The organism is Caenimonas koreensis DSM 17982, from assembly GCF_009646335.1.
In the GTDB taxonomy this organism is placed as follows: domain Bacteria; phylum Pseudomonadota; class Gammaproteobacteria; order Burkholderiales; family Burkholderiaceae_C; genus Ramlibacter; species Ramlibacter koreensis.
The window spans coordinates 1-18,445 of sequence record NZ_WJBU01000003.1 but is presented as its reverse complement, the minus strand read 5'-3'; the positions used below and the strand labels follow the sequence as shown (position 1 = coordinate 18,445).

The window sequence follows — 18,445 nt, the reverse complement described above, 5'->3', positions numbered from 1 at the left end:
TGCCAACCCTGATTGCACACGGGGTATCCACCGAGCCGGTCAGCATCAACCGCCGGGATCGAGGGTCGAATTCCGGCGGCTTGTTCCGCAGATGAACGAAGCTTTATCATTGACGTCCATGCAATCAGGCCCCCGAGACGTCGCGCAAATCAGGCTGGACAACGCGCTGGCACTATTTGAAGAGTTCCTGCGCAGCACCGTCAAAGACCCCGATGTAGCCACGCTGCGCGGCCTGGAGCGGCGCTTTGCCGAACGCCTTCAGATCCAGCCGAGCTACTGGAGCCAGATCAAAAGCCGTTCACGCCAGATCGGCGAGCGGCTCGCCCGCCAGTTCGAGCAGCTGTCGCACAAGCCGTACGGCTGGATGGATACGCCTCACGATGGTTCGGCTGCCGATGCAGCGCTTTCCGTCTCACAGCCCGCCGCCACAGCGGCCCCAGCCGAGAGCTCGCTGCCCATTGATGACGACGAGCGGTTCATCGTCGGGCTGGTGCTCACTTACTACCGCCGCCATCCGCAACGCGCACGGGCGCGGCTGATGGACTTGCTCGGTGAAGTGCTGATGACGCCAGGCGCCAAGCCATCACCGTCCATCACGGCGACAAACACGCCCCCCAAGCCCGGCACGCCCGCACCGTCCAGGGCAAGCGTGCCGATGCCACAGGACGATCCGCTTGCCCTGTGGCAACGGGTACAAACAGGCGTCGCGCCGCTCAAGCGCAAACGCTAGGGCCTGTCGCGCCCGCGATACAGCCCGCCAGGGCGGTGATTCATTTCACTTGGCATTTGATAATCAATTGTTTATCATTTGCGCAAGTCGGCTGATTTTTGCCGATGAGGCCCTTCCCCCAACCCACGCCCGCCTTGATGTCCATCGTTACGTTGTCCCACCTGTTCGCCATGCGCCGCTCTGACCGAGCAGGCGCGCAGCGCAATTCACGTGGCAACGCTCGCGACGCAGCGCGTGCATTCGACCTCCGGGGTGCCGGTCCGCCTGGCTGCTGAAGCATTCTTTCAGCAGCGACATGCGGCCCGGTGGTTTCACAACCCCGGGCCGTTTTGCTTTGGTTCCCGCAAGTTACCGATAACAAGGAGAAAAATATGACGAAGACGATGCCGTGGGCTGGATCCGATGTGGCCCGCCCCTTGAGCGCAACCTTGCTGCACCTTCTTGCAGCGCTCCTGCGCACTGCCAGCGACGTGCTCACGGCACTGGCCACCACGAGCGAAAAGAAGGCCGCCGCCCCCGCTGCAGGCCCCGTGGAAATCCACGCCATCTACCGTGACGCAGGCGCCCCCGAAGGCGCGCTCTATGTCAACGGCGAGCTGGTGGGGTTCATCTCCGGCGTCACGCGCCTGTAACCCCTGATGTCCGCGCTTGCCCGCTGCCGGCCCTGTTGCCGGCGGCGGGCAAGGACAGCGGCTTCACCCCGCGTTTACCTTCGTCAGGCAGAATCGCCCCGCCCCGGCGCATAGCCGGCCGCGAACATCGATTGGCAGTAGCAAGGAGCGCATCTTGGCATTTCTCCCCGGCACCGACGGCAACGACAACCTCAGCGGCACATCGCTTGCTGACACCATCTTCGGCTTTGCCGGCTTCGACACCCTGTCAGGGTCCGGCGGCGACGACTCGATTGATGGCGGCGAAGACGACGACGTGATCTACGGCGGCGCCGGCAACGACACGCTCCTGGGCGCGAATGGCGACGACTCGATAGGTGGGGACGCCGGTGACGACACGATCAGCGGCGGCGCCGGCAACGACCTGGCGCTCTACGACATAGCGCCTTCACCCGTCAACGTCAGCCTCATGACGAACACCGCCAGCGGCGGCGACGGCAACGACACGCTGATCAGCATCGAAGGCGCAATCGGCTCTGCCTTCAACGACACCCTCACCGGAAACAACGACAACAACACACTCGTCGGCGCCCAGGGCGACGACCTGCTCACGGGCCTGGACGGCGATGACTACCTCGAAGGCGACGGTGGCGCCGACACACTGCTTGGCGGCAATGGCAACGACTTCCTCTATGGCTACTCGGGCAATGACAGCCTCGACGGTAGCGCGGGCTTGGACACGGCGCTCTATGACCTCGCAGCCAGCCAGTTCACCATCACACAGCAAGGCAACAACCTGGTCGTGACCCACGCCACCAACGGCGTGGACACGCTGTCGGGCGTCGAACACCTGACGTTCTCTGATTACGTGACGGCCACCAACCGCTTCTTCGTCACCACCTCTCAGGGCAACGGCCTGGCCGCAGTGGAAACAGTCGCTTCCCTGTTCGGCACGGCAGCCCTGGCCGACGGCGCGCTCTTCGGCCAGACCCTCGCACTCCTCGAAGGCGGCCTGACGGTCGAAGAGGCTGTTGGCGCTGCGGTGTCTTCAGATCGTTTTGCGACCGCAGCCGGCTCGCATTCGAACAGCGACTTCGTGAATTTCGTCTATCACAACGTCGCAGGCTTTTTCCCGGATGCCGGCACGCATGACCTGCTCACCCACCTGCTCGACACCGGCTACTACACGCAAGCGCAACTCGGCGCGCTGGCCGCGGGCATCCGCGGCGGCTCCGGCTTCATCCAGGAGGTGACTCCGCAAAACCTGTCGATCATCGCCGGCACTGAAGGCGTGGACGCAGCCCTCACCGGCACGGCCGCGGCCAACTACATCGTGGCGCGCGGCGGCAATGACGTGATCTCCGGCGGCGCAGGCAGCGACGTGATCAACGGCGGCACCGGCATCGACCGCGCGCTTTACACAGGTGCAAAGTCGGCCTACACCGTGACGGTGAGCGACGCCGGCCTGAGCGTCAAGGAGAACGCAACTGTCGACAAGGACACACTCGAATCCGTCGAGCGTCTGACGTTCTCCAATACATCGGTGGCCTATGACATCGATGGCAATGCGGGCATCGCGGCCAAGGTGGTCACGGCCATGTTCGGCCTGGCAGGTTTGCAGGACAAGGGCGTGGTGGGCACGTATCTCGCCATGCTCGATTCGGGCATGAGCTACGAAGCTGTGGCAAGTGCGGCGGCCGCATCAACCCTCTTTGCGAACCAGGCAGGCGGACATAGCAACGCACAGTTTGTTGACCACGTGTTCTTCAATCTCGTGGGCTTCCACCCGAGCGCAGAAGTGGCCCAGCAATACATCGACATTCTGAACACGCCCGGCTACTCGCAGGGCTATCTCGGCATGCTCGCCGCGGACACGTCGTACAACCTCGCCAACGTCAACCTCACGGGCCTGGCGCAGGCGGGCCTGGAATACACGCTGTCCTGAACGCTTGCGGCTCAGGTGTCGCGGTGATGACCGATGTCGAAATCGTTGCCGCCGCAACGGTCCACGCCGCGAAGCAGCCACAGCGGGCGATTCGCGAATTTCACGGCCACACCGGTCTTGCCGTCCACAGGTTTGAGCGACCGGTCGAAGAGCGACGTCGATGGCATGTAGCGCAGCGCAACACCCGTGCGGCGGCGCGTCGATGTGTTGGCCCTGGCCCCATGGATCAGGTACACGTCATGCAGCGACATCTCGCCGGCTTCCAGTTCGACATCGGCGGCGGCCGCTTCATCGAAAGTGCCCGCAGCCATGCGCTGATTCAACGTGAGGTCGGTGCGGTCTTCATGCAGGTGGTCGTAGAGCTTGCGCGGCAGGTGCGAGCCAGGAATCACGCGCAGGCATCCGTTGTCGGCCTTCGAATCTTCAAGAGCCACCCACACCGTACAAGTGGCAAGCGGGCGAATCGGCCAGTAGTGGCCGTCCTGGTGCCAGGGCGTTTCAAAACCTTCGATGGGCGGCTTGCAGAACACATGGCAGCCCCACAGGATCACGTCGTCACCGATCACGCCGGACACGAGTTCGACGATGGCCGCATCGCGCGCCAGTTCGAGGAATGCTGCGCTGCCGCGCACGCCTTCGCCGTTGTCGCCGTCACGGCCTCTGCCTTCGACGTGGGCAGAGACGAGCTTTTCAGGACGCACACCGGGGTTGCGCGCAATCAGATCGTCAAGCGCGGTGCGCATGTGCGCTACCTGCACTGGCGGCAGGCGAAATGCGGGCTTGACCCAGCCTTCATCGGCAAAGCGGCGCACTTCATCAGGAGACAATCGGGCCATGACGAAAGATTGTGCCTGCCACCGACATCCACGTCTTCAACAGGAACCCTGAGATGAAACACCCGCAACTTGTGACCCAGCTCGTGCGAGCAGCGCTCTGCACAACACTCGCACTGCTCGCTGCCTTGCCTGCCCACGCCCAGTACGGCGGCGCGGGCGCAGGCTCCGGAACCCCCGGCGGGCCGCGCCGCGGCGGCGATGACGGCTCGATCACCAGCCGCATCGAGCGCAACCGGGACGCAGTCCGCGCCGAGCCGCTTGAGCAGCGCCTGGACGACCTGCGGCGGCGCCTGGGCCTTGCGCCTGAACAAGTGCGTGCGTGGGACGATCTTCGCGCCGCGCTGCTGGAGTTCACGCCGGTGCGCCCGCGCGCTGTCTCCGCGTCGGAGATCTTCGGTGGCCCACAGGTCGCCCAGCAGCAGCTCACCGCGGCCAGCAACATCTACACACAAACCGAGCGCCTGGCGGATGCGGTCAAGGCGCTGTACAGCAAACTGTCGCCTGGCCAGCAGCGCACCGCTGATGAATATGTGCCCCAGTTCATCAGCGATGTGATGTCGGCCAACCTGCAGGCGTGGCCTCGACCGCCGGTAGCGCCGAACTGATCCTGCGGGCGTGGAAGAAAAACGACAGGCGCGCGCTGCTTCCAACGCCGGAGCGCTACAGTTGGCTCGATGCATGAAATCGCCATCGACACAGGGCCGTCGTCACTGCCGATTCCTTCGGCGATGCATGCACGTGTTGCACGCGGCAAAGACCACCTCGAAGTCGCACTGACGGGATATGTCGGCCTGCCGGAGCTGCTTGAACTCATACGCCGTGTCGGCGTGATCAGCCGGGAGCACGGCGACCGCCGCGTCCTGTTCGACCTGCTCAAGCTCGAAGGCGACGTGCACGTGGCCGGCCAGATGCAGCTGGGGCAGCAGGTTGCCACCTGCCTGGCCCATCTGTCGCATGTCGCGTCCGTGGTGCGCACGGACAAGATCACCCGAACCAGCGAAAGCGTGGCGCGCTCCAAGGGAGCGCACATGAAGGTGTTCGACACCCGGGAGCACGCCATTGCGTGGTTGCGCAGCGGCCTGCCCTCAGACCTGCGCCATGAAACCGAAGGGCTCGACGTGGCGCGTGCCGCGATCTGGGCGTCGGTGCGGCACATGTTCCCCCATCACTCGCAGGCGATCCAGCTGCCGACCGGCACCTTGGCCATTTCATGGGCGATCCGCAGTGATGAAAGCTCGGACTACGAGATGGCGACACCCATCACCGTGCGCCTGGAGCCGGAGCTTGCCGAGCGCCTGATCGCCGCCGACGATGCAGAACGCGAACGCATGGCGCTGGCGCTGGAATCGTCGTTCCGTGAAGGGCTGATCGGCTACGACCCCTACACCGCGGTGCCGCGCGCGCGCGTGATCGTGCTCGGCTGACGACGCGCAGGCGGGCGGCTCAGGCGCCCTTCTTGCTGGCGCCCAGCCTCGATTCCTTGCCTTTGAGCAGGCGCGCGATGTTCTCGCGGTGCCGGTACCACAGCATCATCGCCATCACGGCCAGTGCCAGCGCGACGCGCGCATCGGCATACCAGGCGGCGCGGTCGCCGAGCAGGTAGTACACCGGCGCAAACACAGCTGCGACCAGCGATGCGAGCGACGAGTAACGGAAGAACACGGCAATGATGATCCACGTCAGGCCCGTCGCCAGCCCCAGCCACACGTTGATGCCGAACACGACGCCGATGAACGTCGCAACGCCTTTGCCTCCCTTGAAGTGAAAGAACACGGGCCACAGGTGGCCGACAAATGCGGCCAGCCCCACTGCTGCCATCGTGCCTTCTTCCATGCCGTAAGGCGCGCCAAAAAACTTCACGAGCAACACGGGCACCATGCCCTTGAGCGCGTCGAGCAGCAGCGTGATCGCCGCAGCGGGCTTGCTGCCTGAACGCAGCACGTTGGTGGCACCGGGGTTCTTGCTGCCAAACGTGCGCGGGTCCGACAGGCCCATCACACGGCTGACGAGCACCGCAAAGGCGAGTGAGCCCACCAGGTAGGCGGCGAGGATGGCGAAGAGGGGATAGAGCTGTTGCACGCGAGGAGGCTCCGGCAGGAGTCGCTACATGGAGCCGCTATTCTGCCAGCGCGCAGTTCACAGCCTGTGCGTCGAGCAGGCGTTGGGCCACCAGCGGATCGAGGCCCACGAGATAGCCGCGCCTGCCGCCGTTGATCAGGATGCGCGGCAACGCGAGGATCGTCTCTTCGACGTACACCGGCATCGCCTTGCGCGTGCCGAACGGCGAAGTGCCTCCCACGAGGTAGCCGCTGTGCCGGTTGGCGACTTCGGGCTTGCACGGCTCCACCGACTTCACGCCGATCTGCCGCGCGAGATTCTTTGTCGACACAGTGCGATTGCCGTGCATCAACACGAGCAGCGGCTTCGCCTTTTCGTCTTCCATCACGAGCGTCTTCACGACCATGAACGGATCGAATCCCAACACCTGCGCGCTGTGTTGCGCGCCGCCGTGTTCGAGGTATTCATACGGATGCTCGGTGAATGCGACACCGTTCGCCTTGAGGAAGGCTGTGGCTGGTGTTTCGCTGACGTGGTCTTTCTTTGCCATGACTTTCATTTTGTCATCGGCCGCTACCAAAGGGGCAGTGTTGAAAGTGAACGCCGCCAAACGGTTCGTTGCGCAGGAATCCACGCCCTTTTCGGTGCCGCATTGGAACCTAAAGCACGCGCGTGCCACGAAGTTGCTCAGAGCCCCCTAGAGCAAACCACGGAACCAACTCATGGAGCCTATCGCAAGCAACAAACAACAAGTCCCGATTTCCCCGCAGGAAGTCACTAACGCGATCACGTCTGCAACCGTTCTGCCAAAGGACCTGGCAAAAATAGCAGCGGATTACTTGCGTCAAAGGCCACCCGCGCATCTGCTTGGCAGCTATGAGACGACGCCACACCTCAACTACCAAACAACCGCGCGACATCTTGCGTGGAACGAATCTGATCGGCCTCCCGCCTTCATTGAGGACACAGATGGCGACTTGATTCCAGTCAAGATCCATTCGATGGACGGATTTGACATCACCGTCGAGATCTTGGCCGACGGCCAACTCTATAGCTTCGACGCGACAAATGGCGAATTCCTGTTGGGTCAAGACTTCAGTGAATGGGATCAGACCGATGGACCATGCCAGGCGGATACCAAAGGGCTAGAAGCCCGAGTCGCCGCGAACGAGTCACTCATGGGCACCTCACCCCACCCGGCTGAGTCGGATCTCGCTCGCATATCAGCGCTTATGGCTCTGCGCGAAGACCAACGCCCCGCGATCGTAGTAATCAACAACGCCGGCGAGCGCCAACAAGCGCATATGCGTGATGCGCGTGCAGACCATGTCCTGGTAGAGGTCACCGAAGGACCGAAGTCGGGCATGCACGTGTTTGACATCGCCCGTCGCCAGCTCAACTTCGAAGTCAGCGAATCCGATCCGGTCGCGTACCACCGCTTTTTACAAATGATGAGCGAGCCGCATGGGCGCCCTGATCCGCAGCAGGTCGTTTGAATTGACCCATGTGCGGGGTGCGATTTGCGGGCCGCTCAATGCGCCGGATCGCGATCCGTCTTGCGAATCGCGTCGATCTGCGCGAGCACTTCGGGCGACAGCGTGGTGCCCCATGCATCGACGTCCTCGTCGAGCTGCGCAATGCTCGTCACACCGATGATGGTGCTCGCCACTTGCCACTTCGTGTAGCAGAACGCCAGCGCCATCTGCGTCGGCGTCATGCCGTTGGCGCGTGCCAGTGCGTTGTACTTGCGCGCAGCCACCAGCGCCTCCTCACGGCCCCAGCGGCCCTTGCGCACGCTCTCGAACTTGCCCAGACGCGCCAGCTTGGGCGCATCCGGGCCCTCAGCACCCGACTCGTCATACTTGCCCGTGAGCAAACCAAAGCCCAATGGCGAATACGCGAGCAGCGACACGTTGAGCCGCTTCATCGTCTCATCCAGACCATTTTCAAGATGGCGGCTGATCAGGCAATACACGTTCTGCACGGTCGCCACGCGCGGCAAGTTGTGTTGCTCGGCCAGGCGGATGAATTCATGCACGCCATAAGGCGTCTCATTCGACAAGCCGATGTAGCGGACTTTGCCTGCCTTCACGAGCTGGTCGAATGCTTCGAGCTGCTCATGAATCGACGTGACGGTGCGCTCCTTCGTTGGGTCGTAGTACAGCTGGCCGAACGCGGGCACATTGCGCTCGGGCCAGTGAATTTGATAGAGATCGATCACGTCGGTCTTCAGGCGCTTGAGCGAGTTGTTGCACGACGCGATGATGTCGGCCGCCGTCATGCCTTCGCCTGCACGCACCCACGGCATGCCGCGCGACGGGCCGGCAACTTTGGTCGCGAGCACCAGCTTGTTGCGTGCACCTGGATTTTTCTCGAACCAGTTGCCGATGATTGTTTCCGTCGCGCCGTAGGTTTCCTGCCGTGTCGGCACCGAATACATCTCTGCGGTGTCGATGAAGTTGATGCCGCGCTCAAGCGACCTGTTGAGAATGGCGTGCGACGTGGGTTCATCGACCTGCTCGCCGAACGTCATGGTGCCAAGGCAGATCGGCGTGACCTGCAGGCTGCTGGTGCCGAGTTGGATTTTTTGCATGGAAGATGAACCGCAAGCGTTGGAGTGGATGCGCAGAATAATCGAATTCCCCCCCGCATCACGCATCACGCGCCAGAAGGCCTACGCGGCCCTCGCCTTCGCTTCCTCGCGCAGGCGCAATTCCTTGCGCTGAACTTTGCCCGTGGTGGTCATCGGCAGCGCGTCGATGAACTCGATCTCTTTCGGATATTCGTAGGGTGCGAGCTTGCCCTTCACGTGCGCCTGCAGTTGCGCGACGAGTTCATCGTTGCCGGCAAATCCCGGCGCGAGCACCACAAAAGCTTTCACCACCGCGCCGCGCTCCTTGTCCGGCTTGGGCACAACGGCGGCATTGATCACTGCCGGATGCTTGACCAGGCAGTTCTCGATTTCGCTGGGCCCGATTCGATAGCCCGCCGCCTTGAACACGTCATCTGCACGGCCTTGGTACCAGAGGTAGCCATCGGCATCACGCGTGGCGAGATCGCCCGTGCGGCACCAGTCGCCGGTGAACTTGTTGCGCGTGGCGGTGTCGTTCTTCCAGTAGCCGAGAAAAAAGATCGGGTCGGGGTCGCCATGCACGTCGAAGCGGTTCAACGCCACATCGCCAGGCACACCCACCTCACACTCATTGCCTTCATCGTCGATCACCGCCACGCGGTGCCCCGGATAGGGCCGACCCATGCTGCCGGGCCGCGCGGGCCAGCCAATGCCGCGTGATGTGTCGCCATTCATCGCGCAATTGCCGACGATGTAGTTGATCTCGGTCTGGCCGAACATTTCATTGACGGTGATGCCGAGCTGTTCCTGGCAATAGGCAAACACGGCATCGCCCACTGCTTCACCCGCACTCATCATCGCTTGCAACTGCAAGCGGAAGTGCTCGCGCGGGCGTGGGTAGGCCTTCATCATCGCCTTGAGTGCCGTCGGGAACAGGAACGTGTGCGTCACGCCATGCTCCTGCATGAGCGTGAAAGCCAGCTCCGGGCTGAAGCGGCCGTTGTACGCAACGATGGGCCTGCCGAAGTACAGCGAAGGCAGCAGCGCATCCATCAAGCCGCCCGTCCACGCCCAGTCCGCAGGCGACCAGAACACGGCATCGCTGTTGGGCGAATGCGCAAAGCCGAACCAGTTCTGGCTGCACACGAAGCCCGGCAAATTGCCGATGATGGCGCGATGCGCCAGGTACGCTCCCTTGGGCGGGCCGGTCGTGCCGCTCGTGTATATCAGCACGGCGCCTTCGTCTGCCTTCGTCTTCACGGCTTCGAACCGGGTGGGCTGTCCGGCCAACGCAGCTTCGTAAGGCACATCGGCCTTCGCACCAGCATCGCCCACACCGATCAACGTGCGCAAGTGCGCACAGCGCCCCCGCACTTCCTGCAGGTTCACCACCGACTGCTCGTCGCAGATCGCCACCACCGCTTCGCTGTCTTGCAAACGATATTCAAGCGCCTCAGGCCCGAACAGGATCGACAGCGGCATCGCCACTGCACCCATCTGGAAAATCGCCATGTAGGCAATCGCTGTTTCAAAGCGCTGCGGCATCACCACCGCCACGCGGTCCCCGCGCTGGACCCCCAGCGTCACCAGCAAGTGGCTCAGTGCATTGGCGCGCACCTGCAGTTCCAGATAGGAGAGAAATTCAGTGCCTGCCGCCGTGCCATGCGCGCGAATCGCCGTGCGCTCGATCGCATCGGGCTGGCTCGCCCAGCGCGCGCAGCAGGCTTGCGCGATGTTGAAGTACTCAGGCACCTTCCAGCCGAAGGCTGCATGCATCTGCGCATAGTTGTCGCTGGTTTGACTCACGCGATGACCCCCGGCTACTTATGATCAGCCGAATGTACCAAGCGAAGAACATTGCACGCAGCGAGTTTGTCCCCATCCGCAATCTGAAGTACCACGTGCGCGTGTGGGGCGAGCCGGCGCCCGGCAAGGTGCCACTCGTGATGGTGCATGGCTGGATGGACGTGGCGGCCTCCTGGCAGTTCGTCGTGGACGCGTTCAAGCATGACCACTACGTGATCGCACCCGACTGGCGCGGCTACGGCCTCACAGAAGGCGCACCCGTGGACAACTACTGGATCCCCGACTACCTGGCCGACCTCGACTTCCTGCTCGACCACTACTCGCCCGACGCGCCCGTGAATCTCGTGGGCCACAGCCTGGGCGGCAATGTCGTGATGCTCTACACCGGCTCGCGCCCCGCTCGCGTGCGCAGGCTCGTGAACCTCGAAGGCTTTGGCATGGCCGCCACCCGGCCTTCGCAGGCGCCCAAGCGCTACGCGAAGTGGATGGACGAGCTCAAGGCATTCCATCGCGGCGAGATGGCGCTCAAGCCCTATGACAGCGCCGCCGGCGTTGCAGCAAGGCTCATGAAAACCAACAAGCGCCTCACGCAAGACAAGGCCGACTGGCTCGCGCAGGAATGGGCCGCACCCGACGGTGAAGGCAAGTGGCGCATCCTGGGCGATGCAGCCCACAAGATCACCAACGCGCAGCTCTTCCGCGTCGATGAAGTGCTGGAGATCTACAAGTCGATCACCGCCCCGACGCTCGCGGTGGAAAGCAGTGAAAACAGCCTGGACACGTGGTGGCAGGGCAAGTACTCGCTGGCCGAGTACCACGAACGGCTGAAGTCAGTCCCGAGTGTGAGGATCGCACGCGTCGAAGACGCCGGCCACATGCTGCACCACGACCAGCCCCGGCAAGTCGCAGCGCTTATTGAAGAGTTCGCTGCTGAAGCATTCGAGACAAATTCACGCTGAGCCTGCTGCCGCTTGTAGGAGAAGTAACAGCGCTTGTCGTAGGAGAGCTCCTACCCCACACTCCTTTTCACCACAAGTGTTCGGGGTGACGGATGCGCAGAAGTTGTTGGGGACTGTTGCTGGGCTTGTTGCTGCCCCTGGGGGCGTTTGCCGACGAGTTCGACCAGGGCATGGGTTCGCTATGGGAGGTGCTCTGGCACCAAAGCGGCACACCGACGCGCATCGTGCGCTGGGAAAACGATGTGCGTGTGCGCATCCACGGTGTCAACGCAGCAGCCTACAAGGCCCGCACCATGGAGGCGTTGCACGCCGTGACGGACCAGGCCCGCGTGCGGCTTGTTGACGTGAGCGAGCTGCCCGCTGCCGAGCAACAGGCGAACCTCAACATTGAAGTCGTTCCCGACACGGCCCTGCAGGACAACCAGCCCTGCGTGACGCTGCTCAACTTCAAAACCGAGACCCGCATTGAGAGCGCCACCGTCCAGATGCGCAACAAGGACGCATGGCGTTGCGCCTATCACGAGGCCATGCATGTCATGGGCGTGCGCGGCCATCCCTCGGGGCTGACGGTGCTCAGCTATTCCGCCGGCAGGATGGACGGGCTTCTTGCGCTCGACAAGGTCATGCTGCGCGCCTGGTATTCACCTCGCATGCGCCCGGGGATGACGCCCTTTGAAGCGCTGCCCGTGCTGGCCGATGAACTGATCGCCACGCAGGCCAACAAGGCGCTGGCCCTGAAAGCGCGCGACCGGTTCTTCACCACGACAGTGGCGCAGATGCAGGCTTACGCCAATGGCCAGGGCGACGTGCCGGCCGTGGTGAAACGCTCCGGCAAATCGACCGCGGACGGCATCCACTTCGGCCGCAGCGAGATGAGCTACTTCCTGGGCGTCGCCTACCTCCAGGGGGCAACGGCCCCGCGCGACACGATGCTGGCGGTGCGCTGGCTGGAGCGCGCTTCGGCCATGGGCAATCGCGGCGCGCAGGCCCAGCTGGGAGCGGTGGGTCAGTAAGGCATGCGAAAATCGTCCTCTTTCCCGGGACACCAAAAAAATGGAAGCAGAACGCATCAACCAGATCGGCGCCAAGCTCGCCGACCTCGCCACCCGCACGCAAGATCTCCGGGGGTATCTTTGACTTCGATGCCAAATCGGAACGCCTGAGAACCGTCAACGCATCGCTCGAAGACCCGCAGGTCTGGAACGACCCCAAGAAAGCCCAGGAACTGGGCCGCGAGAAAAAGCAGCTGGAGGGCGTCGTCGTGATGCTCACCAACCTGACCAGTGAGCTCGCCGACAACCTCGAGTTGTTCGAGATGAGCAAGGAAGAAGGCGACGAGGCAGGCCTTGCCACCATCGAAGCCGAAGGCGACAAGCTCGAGAAGGATGTGAAAGACCTCGAGTTCCGCCGCATGTTCAACAAGCCCGCCGATCCGCTCAATGCCTTCCTGGACATCCAGGCCGGCGCAGGCGGCACCGAGGCGTGCGACTGGGCTTCGATGCTGCTGCGCCAGTACCTGAAATACGCCGAGCGCAAGGGCTTCAAGACCACGGTCGAAGACGAATCGCCCGGCGACACGGCAGGCATCAAGAGCGCGACGATCAAACTTGAAGGCGACTACGCCTACGGCCTGCTGCGCACCGAAACCGGCGTGCACCGCCTGGTGCGCAAGTCGCCCTTCGATTCTTCGGGTGGCCGCCACACGAGCTTTGCGAGTGTGTTCGTCTATCCGGAAATCGATGATTCGATCGAGATCGACATCAACCCGGCGGACGTGCGCGTTGACACCTATCGCGCCTCCGGCGCGGGCGGCCAGCACATCAACAAGACCGACTCAGCGGTGCGCCTGACGCACATCCCCACGAACATCGTCGTGCAGTGCCAGGACAGCCGCAGCCAGCACAGCAACCGTGACGTCGCGTGGAAGCGCCTGCGCTCTCGCCTGTATGACCACGAGATGCGCAAGAAGATGGAAGAGCAGCAAAAGCTCGAAGACACCAAGACCGATGTGGGCTGGGGTCACCAGATTCGCAGCTACGTGCTGGACAACAGCCGCATCAAGGACTTGCGCACGGGCGTTGAAATCTCCGCGACGCAGAAAGTGCTCGATGGCGACCTCGACCAGTTCATCGAGGCCTCGCTGAAGCAAGGCGTATGAAAAAGAGTGCCTTGAGCGCCGCCGGGCCGCCCCAAGGCGCGAGCGCCCCCTCGGGGGGCGGGGAGGTCACGCAGTGGCCGACCGTGGGGGCCTTCATCTTCGACATGGACGGCACGATGATCGACTCCATGCCTTTTCATGCGAAGAGCTGGTTCGAGTTCACGCGCCGCCACGGCATCGAGATGGAGCCGGCCGAACTCCTGCGCCGCACCACGGGCCGCACCGGCGTCGAGTGCATGCATGAAGTGTTCGGGCGCGAGATGGACATCGACGAGGCGATGGCGCTGATCAGCGAGAAGGAAGCGATCTATCGCGAGCTGTTCACACCCGTGTTTGCTGAAGTGGCTGGCTTCAGGCGCTTCGCGGGCGAGGCCATGACGCGCGGGCTGAAGGTTGGCGTGGGCACTGCCGGCGACAAGCACAACATCGCCTTCGCCTTCTCGCACCTGAAGATGCGGCCATCGCCCGACGCCGTCGTCGGCGGCGACGAAGGGCTGCCTGGCAAACCCGAGCCGGCCATCTTCCTGGAAGCCGCACGCCGCATGGGCGTTGCAGCGCAAGAATGCATCGTGTTTGAAGACGCACCGTTCGGCATCGAAGCCGCACGGCGCGCAGGCATGCGGGCTGTTGCCGTATGCACGAGTCACCGGCCGCATGACCTGGCTGGTCCGCACGTAGTGGCGCAAGTGCGCGACTACGACGAGTTGATAAAACACAATTTTCTGGAGAGCCTTTATGCGTGAAGGACAAACAAGCGTGATCCACCGGTCCGACTACCAGGAGCCCGCCTTCTGGATCGACAGCGTCGATCTCTGCTTCGACCTCGACCCCGCCAAGACGCGCGTCCTCAACAAGATGAAGATGCGGCGCAACCCGCACGTGGTGCCGCAGGCGCTGCGGCTCGATGGCGAGGAGCTGAACCTGTCGCGCGTGCTGGTCAACGGGCAAGGCACGTCGTTCAAGATGGAAGACAGCCAGCTCGTGCTGGAAAACCTGCCCGCCGGCAACGACGTGTTCGAGCTGGAAATCTTCACCACCTGTGCGCCTGCCAAGAACACCAAGCTCTCTGGCCTGTACACCAGCGGCGACTCGTTCTACACACAGTGCGAAGCCGAGGGCTTTCGCCGCATCACCTACTTCCTCGACCGTCCTGATGTGATGGCGAGCTACACGGTGCTGCTGCGCGCCGACAAATCGAAGTACCCGGTGCTCTTGTCCAACGGCAACCTGGTCGAGCAAGGCACGCTCGACGATGGCCGCCACTTCGCGAAATGGGTCGATCCGTTCAAAAAGCCGAGCTACCTCTTCGCTCTCGTGGCAGGCCAGCTGGTTGCACGCGAGCAGCGCATCACGTCGCGTGCGGGCAAGGAGCACTTGCTGCAGGTGTACGTGCGCCCCGGCGATCTCGACAAGACCGAGCATGCGATGAATTCGCTGATGGCCTCTGTTGCCTGGGACGAAGCACGCTTTGGCCTGTCGCTCGACCTGGAGCGCTTCATGATCGTCGCCACCAGCGACTTCAACATGGGCGCGATGGAAAACAAGGGCCTGAACATCTTCAACTCGAAGTACGTCCTCGCGAACCAGGCCACGGCCACGGACACTGATTTCGGCAACATCGAATCCGTCGTGGGCCATGAGTACTTCCACAACTGGACGGGCAATCGCATCACCTGCCGCGACTGGTTCCAGCTCTCGCTCAAGGAAGGCCTCACCGTCTTTCGCGACCAGGAGTTCAGCATGGACCTGGCAAGCGAAGCGTCGGCGCGCGCTGTTAAACGCATTGAAGACGTGCGTGTGCTGCGCACCGCGCAGTTCCCGGAAGACGCAGGCCCGATGGCGCATCCGATCCGCCCCGACCAGTATCTGGAGATCAACAATTTCTACACCGTGACGGTGTACGAAAAAGGTGCCGAAGTCGTTCGCATGCAGCAAACCATGGTCGCCTCGGGACCATCCGATCCTTTGGGCCGCGAGGGTTTTCGCAAGGGCATGGACCTGTACTTCCAGCGTCATGACGGCAGCGCCGTGACGTGCGACGACTTCACGCAGGCGATTGCCGATGCCAACCCCGATTCGAAGCTCGCGCAACTGCTGCCGCAGTTCAAGCGCTGGTATTCGCAGGCGGGCACGCCGCGCGTGAAAGCCGTGGGCAGCTTCGACGGCGCGTCGGGCACCTACAGCCTCACGCTCTCGCAAAGCTGCGCGCCCACGCCGGGCCAGGCCGTGAAAGAACCGTTCGTCATCCCGATCTCACTCGGCCTGATCAGCGCCGACGGCAGCGAGGTTGCCAGCAGCATGCACGTGCTCACGCAGGAATCTGAAACGCTGACCTTCACGGGACTGCAAGCGGAGCCCGTGCCGTCGATCCTTCGCGGGTTCAGCGCGCCGGTGATTCTCGACTTTGCGTACACCGACGAGCAACTGCTCGCGCTGCTCGAACACGACACCGATCCGTTCAACCGCTGGGAAGCAGGCCAGCGCCTCGCGCTCAATCGGATGATGGCATTCATCAGCCAGGACGCGCTTGCAGTCGCCGACATGAAGCTCGACGCGCGCTACATCGAAGCAATGCGCTCGGTGCTGCGCCACCCGAAGCTCGACGCTGCATTCAAGGAGCTCGCTCTCACGCTCCCGTCGGAGACGTATGTCGCCGAGCAACTCGACGTTGTCGATCCGCAGCGCATCCACGCTGTGCGCGAAGCACTGCGCGCGCAACTTGCCACCGCCTTGCACGCTGACTGGGAATGGGCCTTCGAGGCGCATCACGAGAACGGCGCCTACAAGCCCGACTCGCTGTCGTCTGGCCGGCGCGCGCTGACGGGCCTTGCGCTTGCGATGCTGTGCATTGCCGCGCGCACGAGCGGCGACACGGTGTGGCCGGGCAAGGCGCTGCAGCGCTTCAAGGATGCCGGCAACATGACCGACCGCTTCAATGCGCTGGCCGCGCTCGTCACGAGCGGCAGCGACCTGGCCGCGCAAGCGCTGCAACGCTTCCACGCCATGTTCAAGGACGAGGCACTGGTCATCGACAAGTGGTTTGCGCTGCAAGCCGGCGCGACCGACCGTGGCGGCAACATCCTGCCCATCGTCAAGCAGTTGATGACGCACCCTGACTTCAGCATGCGCAACCCCAACCGTGCGCGCAGCGTGATCTTCAGCTACTGCAGCGCCAACCCGGGCGCCTTCCACCGCGCCGACGCCGCGGGCTACGTGTTCTGGTCCGACAAGGTGATCGAGCTCGACGCCATCAACCCACAAGTCGCAGCACGCCTCGCCCGCGCGCTCGACCGCTGGAAGAAGCTTGCCGAGCCAATGCGCAGTGCCGCACGCGAAGCAATTGCGCGAGTGGCTGCCAAGCCTGACCTGAGCAACGACACGCGTGAAGTCGTCACGCGCGCCCTGAGTGAAGACTGAGAGACCCAACATGGCCACCAAAAAGAGGAACGCCTTTTACGCACAGTCCGGCGGTGTGACCGCCGTGATCAACGCATCTGCCTGCGGCGTGATTGAAACGGCGCGCGCGAACAAAGCCAAAATCGGCAAGGTGTACGCCGGCCGCAACGGCATCATCGGCGCTCTGACCGAAGACCTGATCGACACGAGCAAGGAGTCCGCGTCGGCTATCGCAGCGCTGCGCTCCACGCCGTCAGGCGCTTTCGGCTCGTGCCGCTTCAAGCTGAAGTCGCTCGAAGCGAACAAGCGCGAGTACGAGCGCTTGATCGAAGTGTTCAAGGCGCATGACATCGGCTACTTCTTCTACAACGGCGGCGGCGACTCGGCCGACACTTGCTACAAGGTGAGCCAGTTGTCTGAAGCGATGGGCTACCCCATCCAGGCCATCCACGTGCCCAAGACGGTGGACAACGACTTGCCGATCACCGACTGCTGCCCCGGCTTTGGCTCCGTTGCGAAGTACGTGGCGGTGTCCGCGCTCGAAGCATCGTTCGACGTCCGCTCGATGGCCAAGACATCGACAAAGGTGTTCGTCATGGAAGTGATGGGCCGCCATGCAGGCTGGATCGCGGCAGCGGGTGGCTTGATCGAAGACCACGGCATTCCCGTCATCGTGCTGTTCCCCGAGGTCGTGTTCGACGAGAAGAAGTTCCTCGCACGCGCGAAGACACTGGTTGAAAAGCACGGCTACGTCACCGTGGTGGTGAGCGAAGGCTGCCACTACGCCGACGGCAAGTTCCTGGCAGAGCAAGGCACGCGCGACGCATTCGGTCATGCGCAGCTCGGCGGTGCGGCGCCTGTTGTGGCCAACATGATCAAGCAGGCGCACGGCTACAAGTTCCATTGGGCTGTGGCCGACTACCTGCAGCGCGCAGCGCGGCACATCGCCAGCAAGACTGACGTGAAGCAGGCTTACGAACTAGGCCAGGCCGCCGTCAAGCTCGCGTTGAAGGGCCACAACGCCGTGATGCCAACGGTCGATCGCATCAGCGACAAGCCGTACAAATACAAGATCGGCATGGCGCAGTTGTCCAAGGTCGCCAACGTCGAAAAATTCATGCCGCGCGACTTCATCACGCCCGATGGTTTCGGTATCACGCCCAAGTGCAAGCGTTATCTCTTGCCACTGATTCAGGGTGAGGACTATCCGCGCTTCAAGGACGGGGTGCCGGTTTACGTGACGTTGAAAAACGTTCCTGTTGCAAAGAAGCTTCCTGCGTTTGAGTTGAAGTAACGCTGGCTTTTTTGTTCGTTGCGTTCGGGGGTGGGCCGCGGCCTTCATTGTTCGGGGTGGGCCGCGGCCGTGCGGGGGGC

Annotated in this window: 17 protein-coding genes; 12 read left to right on the top strand and 5 right to left on the bottom strand. The window is 63.0% G+C overall.

From position 1 onward, the window contains the following. Positions 1-118 precede the first annotated feature (118 nt). From GHT07_RS03750 to GHT07_RS03740, 3 genes are all read left to right on the top strand, one after another. The gene (locus tag GHT07_RS03750; RefSeq protein ID WP_153583731.1) at positions 119-730 is read left to right on the top strand and encodes a hypothetical protein; all 612 of its coding nucleotides are present in this window, start codon (positions 119-121) and stop codon (positions 728-730) included. Between the two features lie 371 nt (positions 731-1,101). Beyond that, positions 1,102-1,362 (top strand): hypothetical protein, encoded by a 261-nt coding sequence (locus tag GHT07_RS03745; protein ID WP_153583730.1) that lies wholly within the window; start codon positions 1,102-1,104, stop codon positions 1,360-1,362. Positions 1,363-1,516: 154 nt separating this feature from the next. Continuing rightward, complete coding sequence (locus GHT07_RS03740; protein ID WP_194792812.1) at positions 1,517-3,286, top strand: calcium-binding protein; 1,770 nt, start codon at positions 1,517-1,519, stop codon at positions 3,284-3,286. Between the two features lie 11 nt (positions 3,287-3,297). On the opposite strand, the gene GHT07_RS03735 is transcribed toward GHT07_RS03740, so the two are convergent. Further along, entirely contained in the window at positions 3,298-4,122 is an 825-nt protein-coding gene (locus tag GHT07_RS03735; RefSeq protein WP_153583728.1) for a phytanoyl-CoA dioxygenase family protein, read from the bottom strand. A 53-nt stretch (positions 4,123-4,175) separates the two neighbouring features. On the opposite strand from GHT07_RS03735, the gene GHT07_RS03730 reads away from it, so the two are divergent. Next, positions 4,176-4,727 carry a hypothetical protein gene (locus GHT07_RS03730; protein ID WP_153583727.1) on the top strand — a complete coding sequence of 184 codons (552 nt, stop codon included), beginning with the start codon at positions 4,176-4,178 and terminating at the stop codon, positions 4,725-4,727. Between the two features lie 69 nt (positions 4,728-4,796). After that, positions 4,797-5,546 (top strand): SpoIIAA family protein, encoded by a 750-nt coding sequence (locus GHT07_RS03725; RefSeq protein ID WP_153583726.1) that lies wholly within the window; start codon positions 4,797-4,799, stop codon positions 5,544-5,546. Positions 5,547-5,565: 19 nt separating this feature from the next. On the opposite strand, the gene plsY is transcribed toward GHT07_RS03725, so the two are convergent. Beyond that, positions 5,566-6,201, bottom strand: coding sequence for a glycerol-3-phosphate 1-O-acyltransferase PlsY (plsY, locus tag GHT07_RS03720; protein ID WP_323740785.1), 636 nt, complete (start codon positions 6,199-6,201; stop codon positions 5,566-5,568). Positions 6,202-6,238: 37 nt separating this feature from the next. Further along, complete coding sequence (locus GHT07_RS03715) at positions 6,239-6,730, bottom strand: aminoacyl-tRNA deacylase (protein WP_153583724.1); 492 nt, start codon at positions 6,728-6,730, stop codon at positions 6,239-6,241. Between the two features lie 172 nt (positions 6,731-6,902). Between GHT07_RS03715 and GHT07_RS03710 the strand changes: the two genes are divergently transcribed. Further along, the gene (locus GHT07_RS03710) at positions 6,903-7,676 is read left to right on the top strand and encodes a hypothetical protein (RefSeq protein WP_153583723.1); all 774 of its coding nucleotides are present in this window, start codon (positions 6,903-6,905) and stop codon (positions 7,674-7,676) included. Positions 7,677-7,711: 35 nt separating this feature from the next. Here GHT07_RS03710 and GHT07_RS03705 read toward each other — a convergent pair whose 3' ends face one another. Both GHT07_RS03705 and GHT07_RS03700 read right to left on the bottom strand, forming a co-directional pair. Continuing rightward, positions 7,712-8,773 carry an aldo/keto reductase gene (locus GHT07_RS03705; RefSeq protein WP_153583722.1) on the bottom strand — a complete coding sequence of 354 codons (1,062 nt, stop codon included), beginning with the start codon at positions 8,771-8,773 and terminating at the stop codon, positions 7,712-7,714. A gap of 81 nt (positions 8,774-8,854) precedes the next feature. Continuing rightward, positions 8,855-10,528, bottom strand: coding sequence for an acyl-CoA synthetase (locus GHT07_RS03700; RefSeq protein WP_153583823.1), 1,674 nt, complete (start codon positions 10,526-10,528; stop codon positions 8,855-8,857). 62 nt (positions 10,529-10,590) lie between these two features. Here GHT07_RS03700 and GHT07_RS03695 point away from each other — a divergent pair, with 62 nt between their 5' ends. The 6 genes from GHT07_RS03695 (at position 10,591) to GHT07_RS03670 (ending at position 18,365) form a co-directional block, all read left to right on the top strand. After that, positions 10,591-11,517, top strand: coding sequence for an alpha/beta fold hydrolase (locus GHT07_RS03695; protein ID WP_153583721.1), 927 nt, complete (start codon positions 10,591-10,593; stop codon positions 11,515-11,517). A 116-nt stretch (positions 11,518-11,633) separates the two neighbouring features. Then, positions 11,634-12,530, top strand: coding sequence for a DUF2927 domain-containing protein (locus GHT07_RS03690; RefSeq protein ID WP_194792811.1), 897 nt, complete (start codon positions 11,634-11,636; stop codon positions 12,528-12,530). A gap of 40 nt (positions 12,531-12,570) precedes the next feature. Beyond that, positions 12,571-13,675 (top strand): peptide chain release factor 2 gene (prfB, locus tag GHT07_RS03685; RefSeq protein WP_153583719.1). Its coding sequence is split into 2 segments (ribosomal slippage): positions 12,571-12,651 and positions 12,653-13,675, totalling 1,104 coding nucleotides; the frame shifts between segments, so codons are not numbered across the junction. Beyond that, a complete protein-coding gene (locus GHT07_RS03680; RefSeq protein ID WP_153583718.1) occupies positions 13,672-14,418 on the top strand; it encodes an HAD family hydrolase in 747 nt (248 codons plus the stop codon). The genes prfB and GHT07_RS03680 overlap by 4 nt, the downstream gene beginning before the upstream one ends. Next, positions 14,411-17,092: an aminopeptidase N gene (gene pepN / locus GHT07_RS03675; RefSeq protein ID WP_153583717.1), complete on the top strand. Its 2,682-nt coding sequence runs from the start codon at positions 14,411-14,413 to the stop codon at positions 17,090-17,092. Before GHT07_RS03680 ends, pepN begins: the two co-directional genes overlap by 8 nt. Positions 17,093-17,102: 10 nt before the next feature. Next, on the top strand, positions 17,103-18,365 hold the full coding sequence (locus tag GHT07_RS03670; RefSeq protein WP_153583716.1) for a 6-phosphofructokinase: 1,263 nt from the start codon (positions 17,103-17,105) through the stop codon (positions 18,363-18,365). The last annotated feature ends 80 nt before the right edge of the window (positions 18,366-18,445 follow it).

Coding starts and splice junctions, on each gene's coding strand:
- GHT07_RS03725 (WP_153583726.1), top strand. CDS start 4,797: ATGCATGAAATCGCCATCGACACAGGGCCGTCGTCACTGCCGATTCCT.
- GHT07_RS03715 (WP_153583724.1), bottom strand. CDS start 6,730: ATGGCAAAGAAAGACCACGTCAGCGAAACACCAGCCACAGCCTTCCTC.
- GHT07_RS03670 (WP_153583716.1), top strand. CDS start 17,103: ATGGCCACCAAAAAGAGGAACGCCTTTTACGCACAGTCCGGCGGTGTG.
- GHT07_RS03730 (WP_153583727.1), top strand. CDS start 4,176: ATGAAACACCCGCAACTTGTGACCCAGCTCGTGCGAGCAGCGCTCTGC.
- GHT07_RS03750 (WP_153583731.1), top strand. CDS start 119: ATGCAATCAGGCCCCCGAGACGTCGCGCAAATCAGGCTGGACAACGCG.
- GHT07_RS03680 (WP_153583718.1), top strand. CDS start 13,672: ATGAAAAAGAGTGCCTTGAGCGCCGCCGGGCCGCCCCAAGGCGCGAGC.
- GHT07_RS03735 (WP_153583728.1), bottom strand. CDS start 4,122: ATGGCCCGATTGTCTCCTGATGAAGTGCGCCGCTTTGCCGATGAAGGC.
- GHT07_RS03705 (WP_153583722.1), bottom strand. CDS start 8,773: ATGCAAAAAATCCAACTCGGCACCAGCAGCCTGCAGGTCACGCCGATC.
- GHT07_RS03745 (WP_153583730.1), top strand. CDS start 1,102: ATGACGAAGACGATGCCGTGGGCTGGATCCGATGTGGCCCGCCCCTTG.
- GHT07_RS03700 (WP_153583823.1), bottom strand. CDS start 10,528: ATGCATGCAGCCTTCGGCTGGAAGGTGCCTGAGTACTTCAACATCGCG.
- pepN (WP_153583717.1), top strand. CDS start 14,411: ATGCGTGAAGGACAAACAAGCGTGATCCACCGGTCCGACTACCAGGAG.
- GHT07_RS03695 (WP_153583721.1), top strand. CDS start 10,591: ATGTACCAAGCGAAGAACATTGCACGCAGCGAGTTTGTCCCCATCCGC.
- GHT07_RS03710 (WP_153583723.1), top strand. CDS start 6,903: ATGGAGCCTATCGCAAGCAACAAACAACAAGTCCCGATTTCCCCGCAG.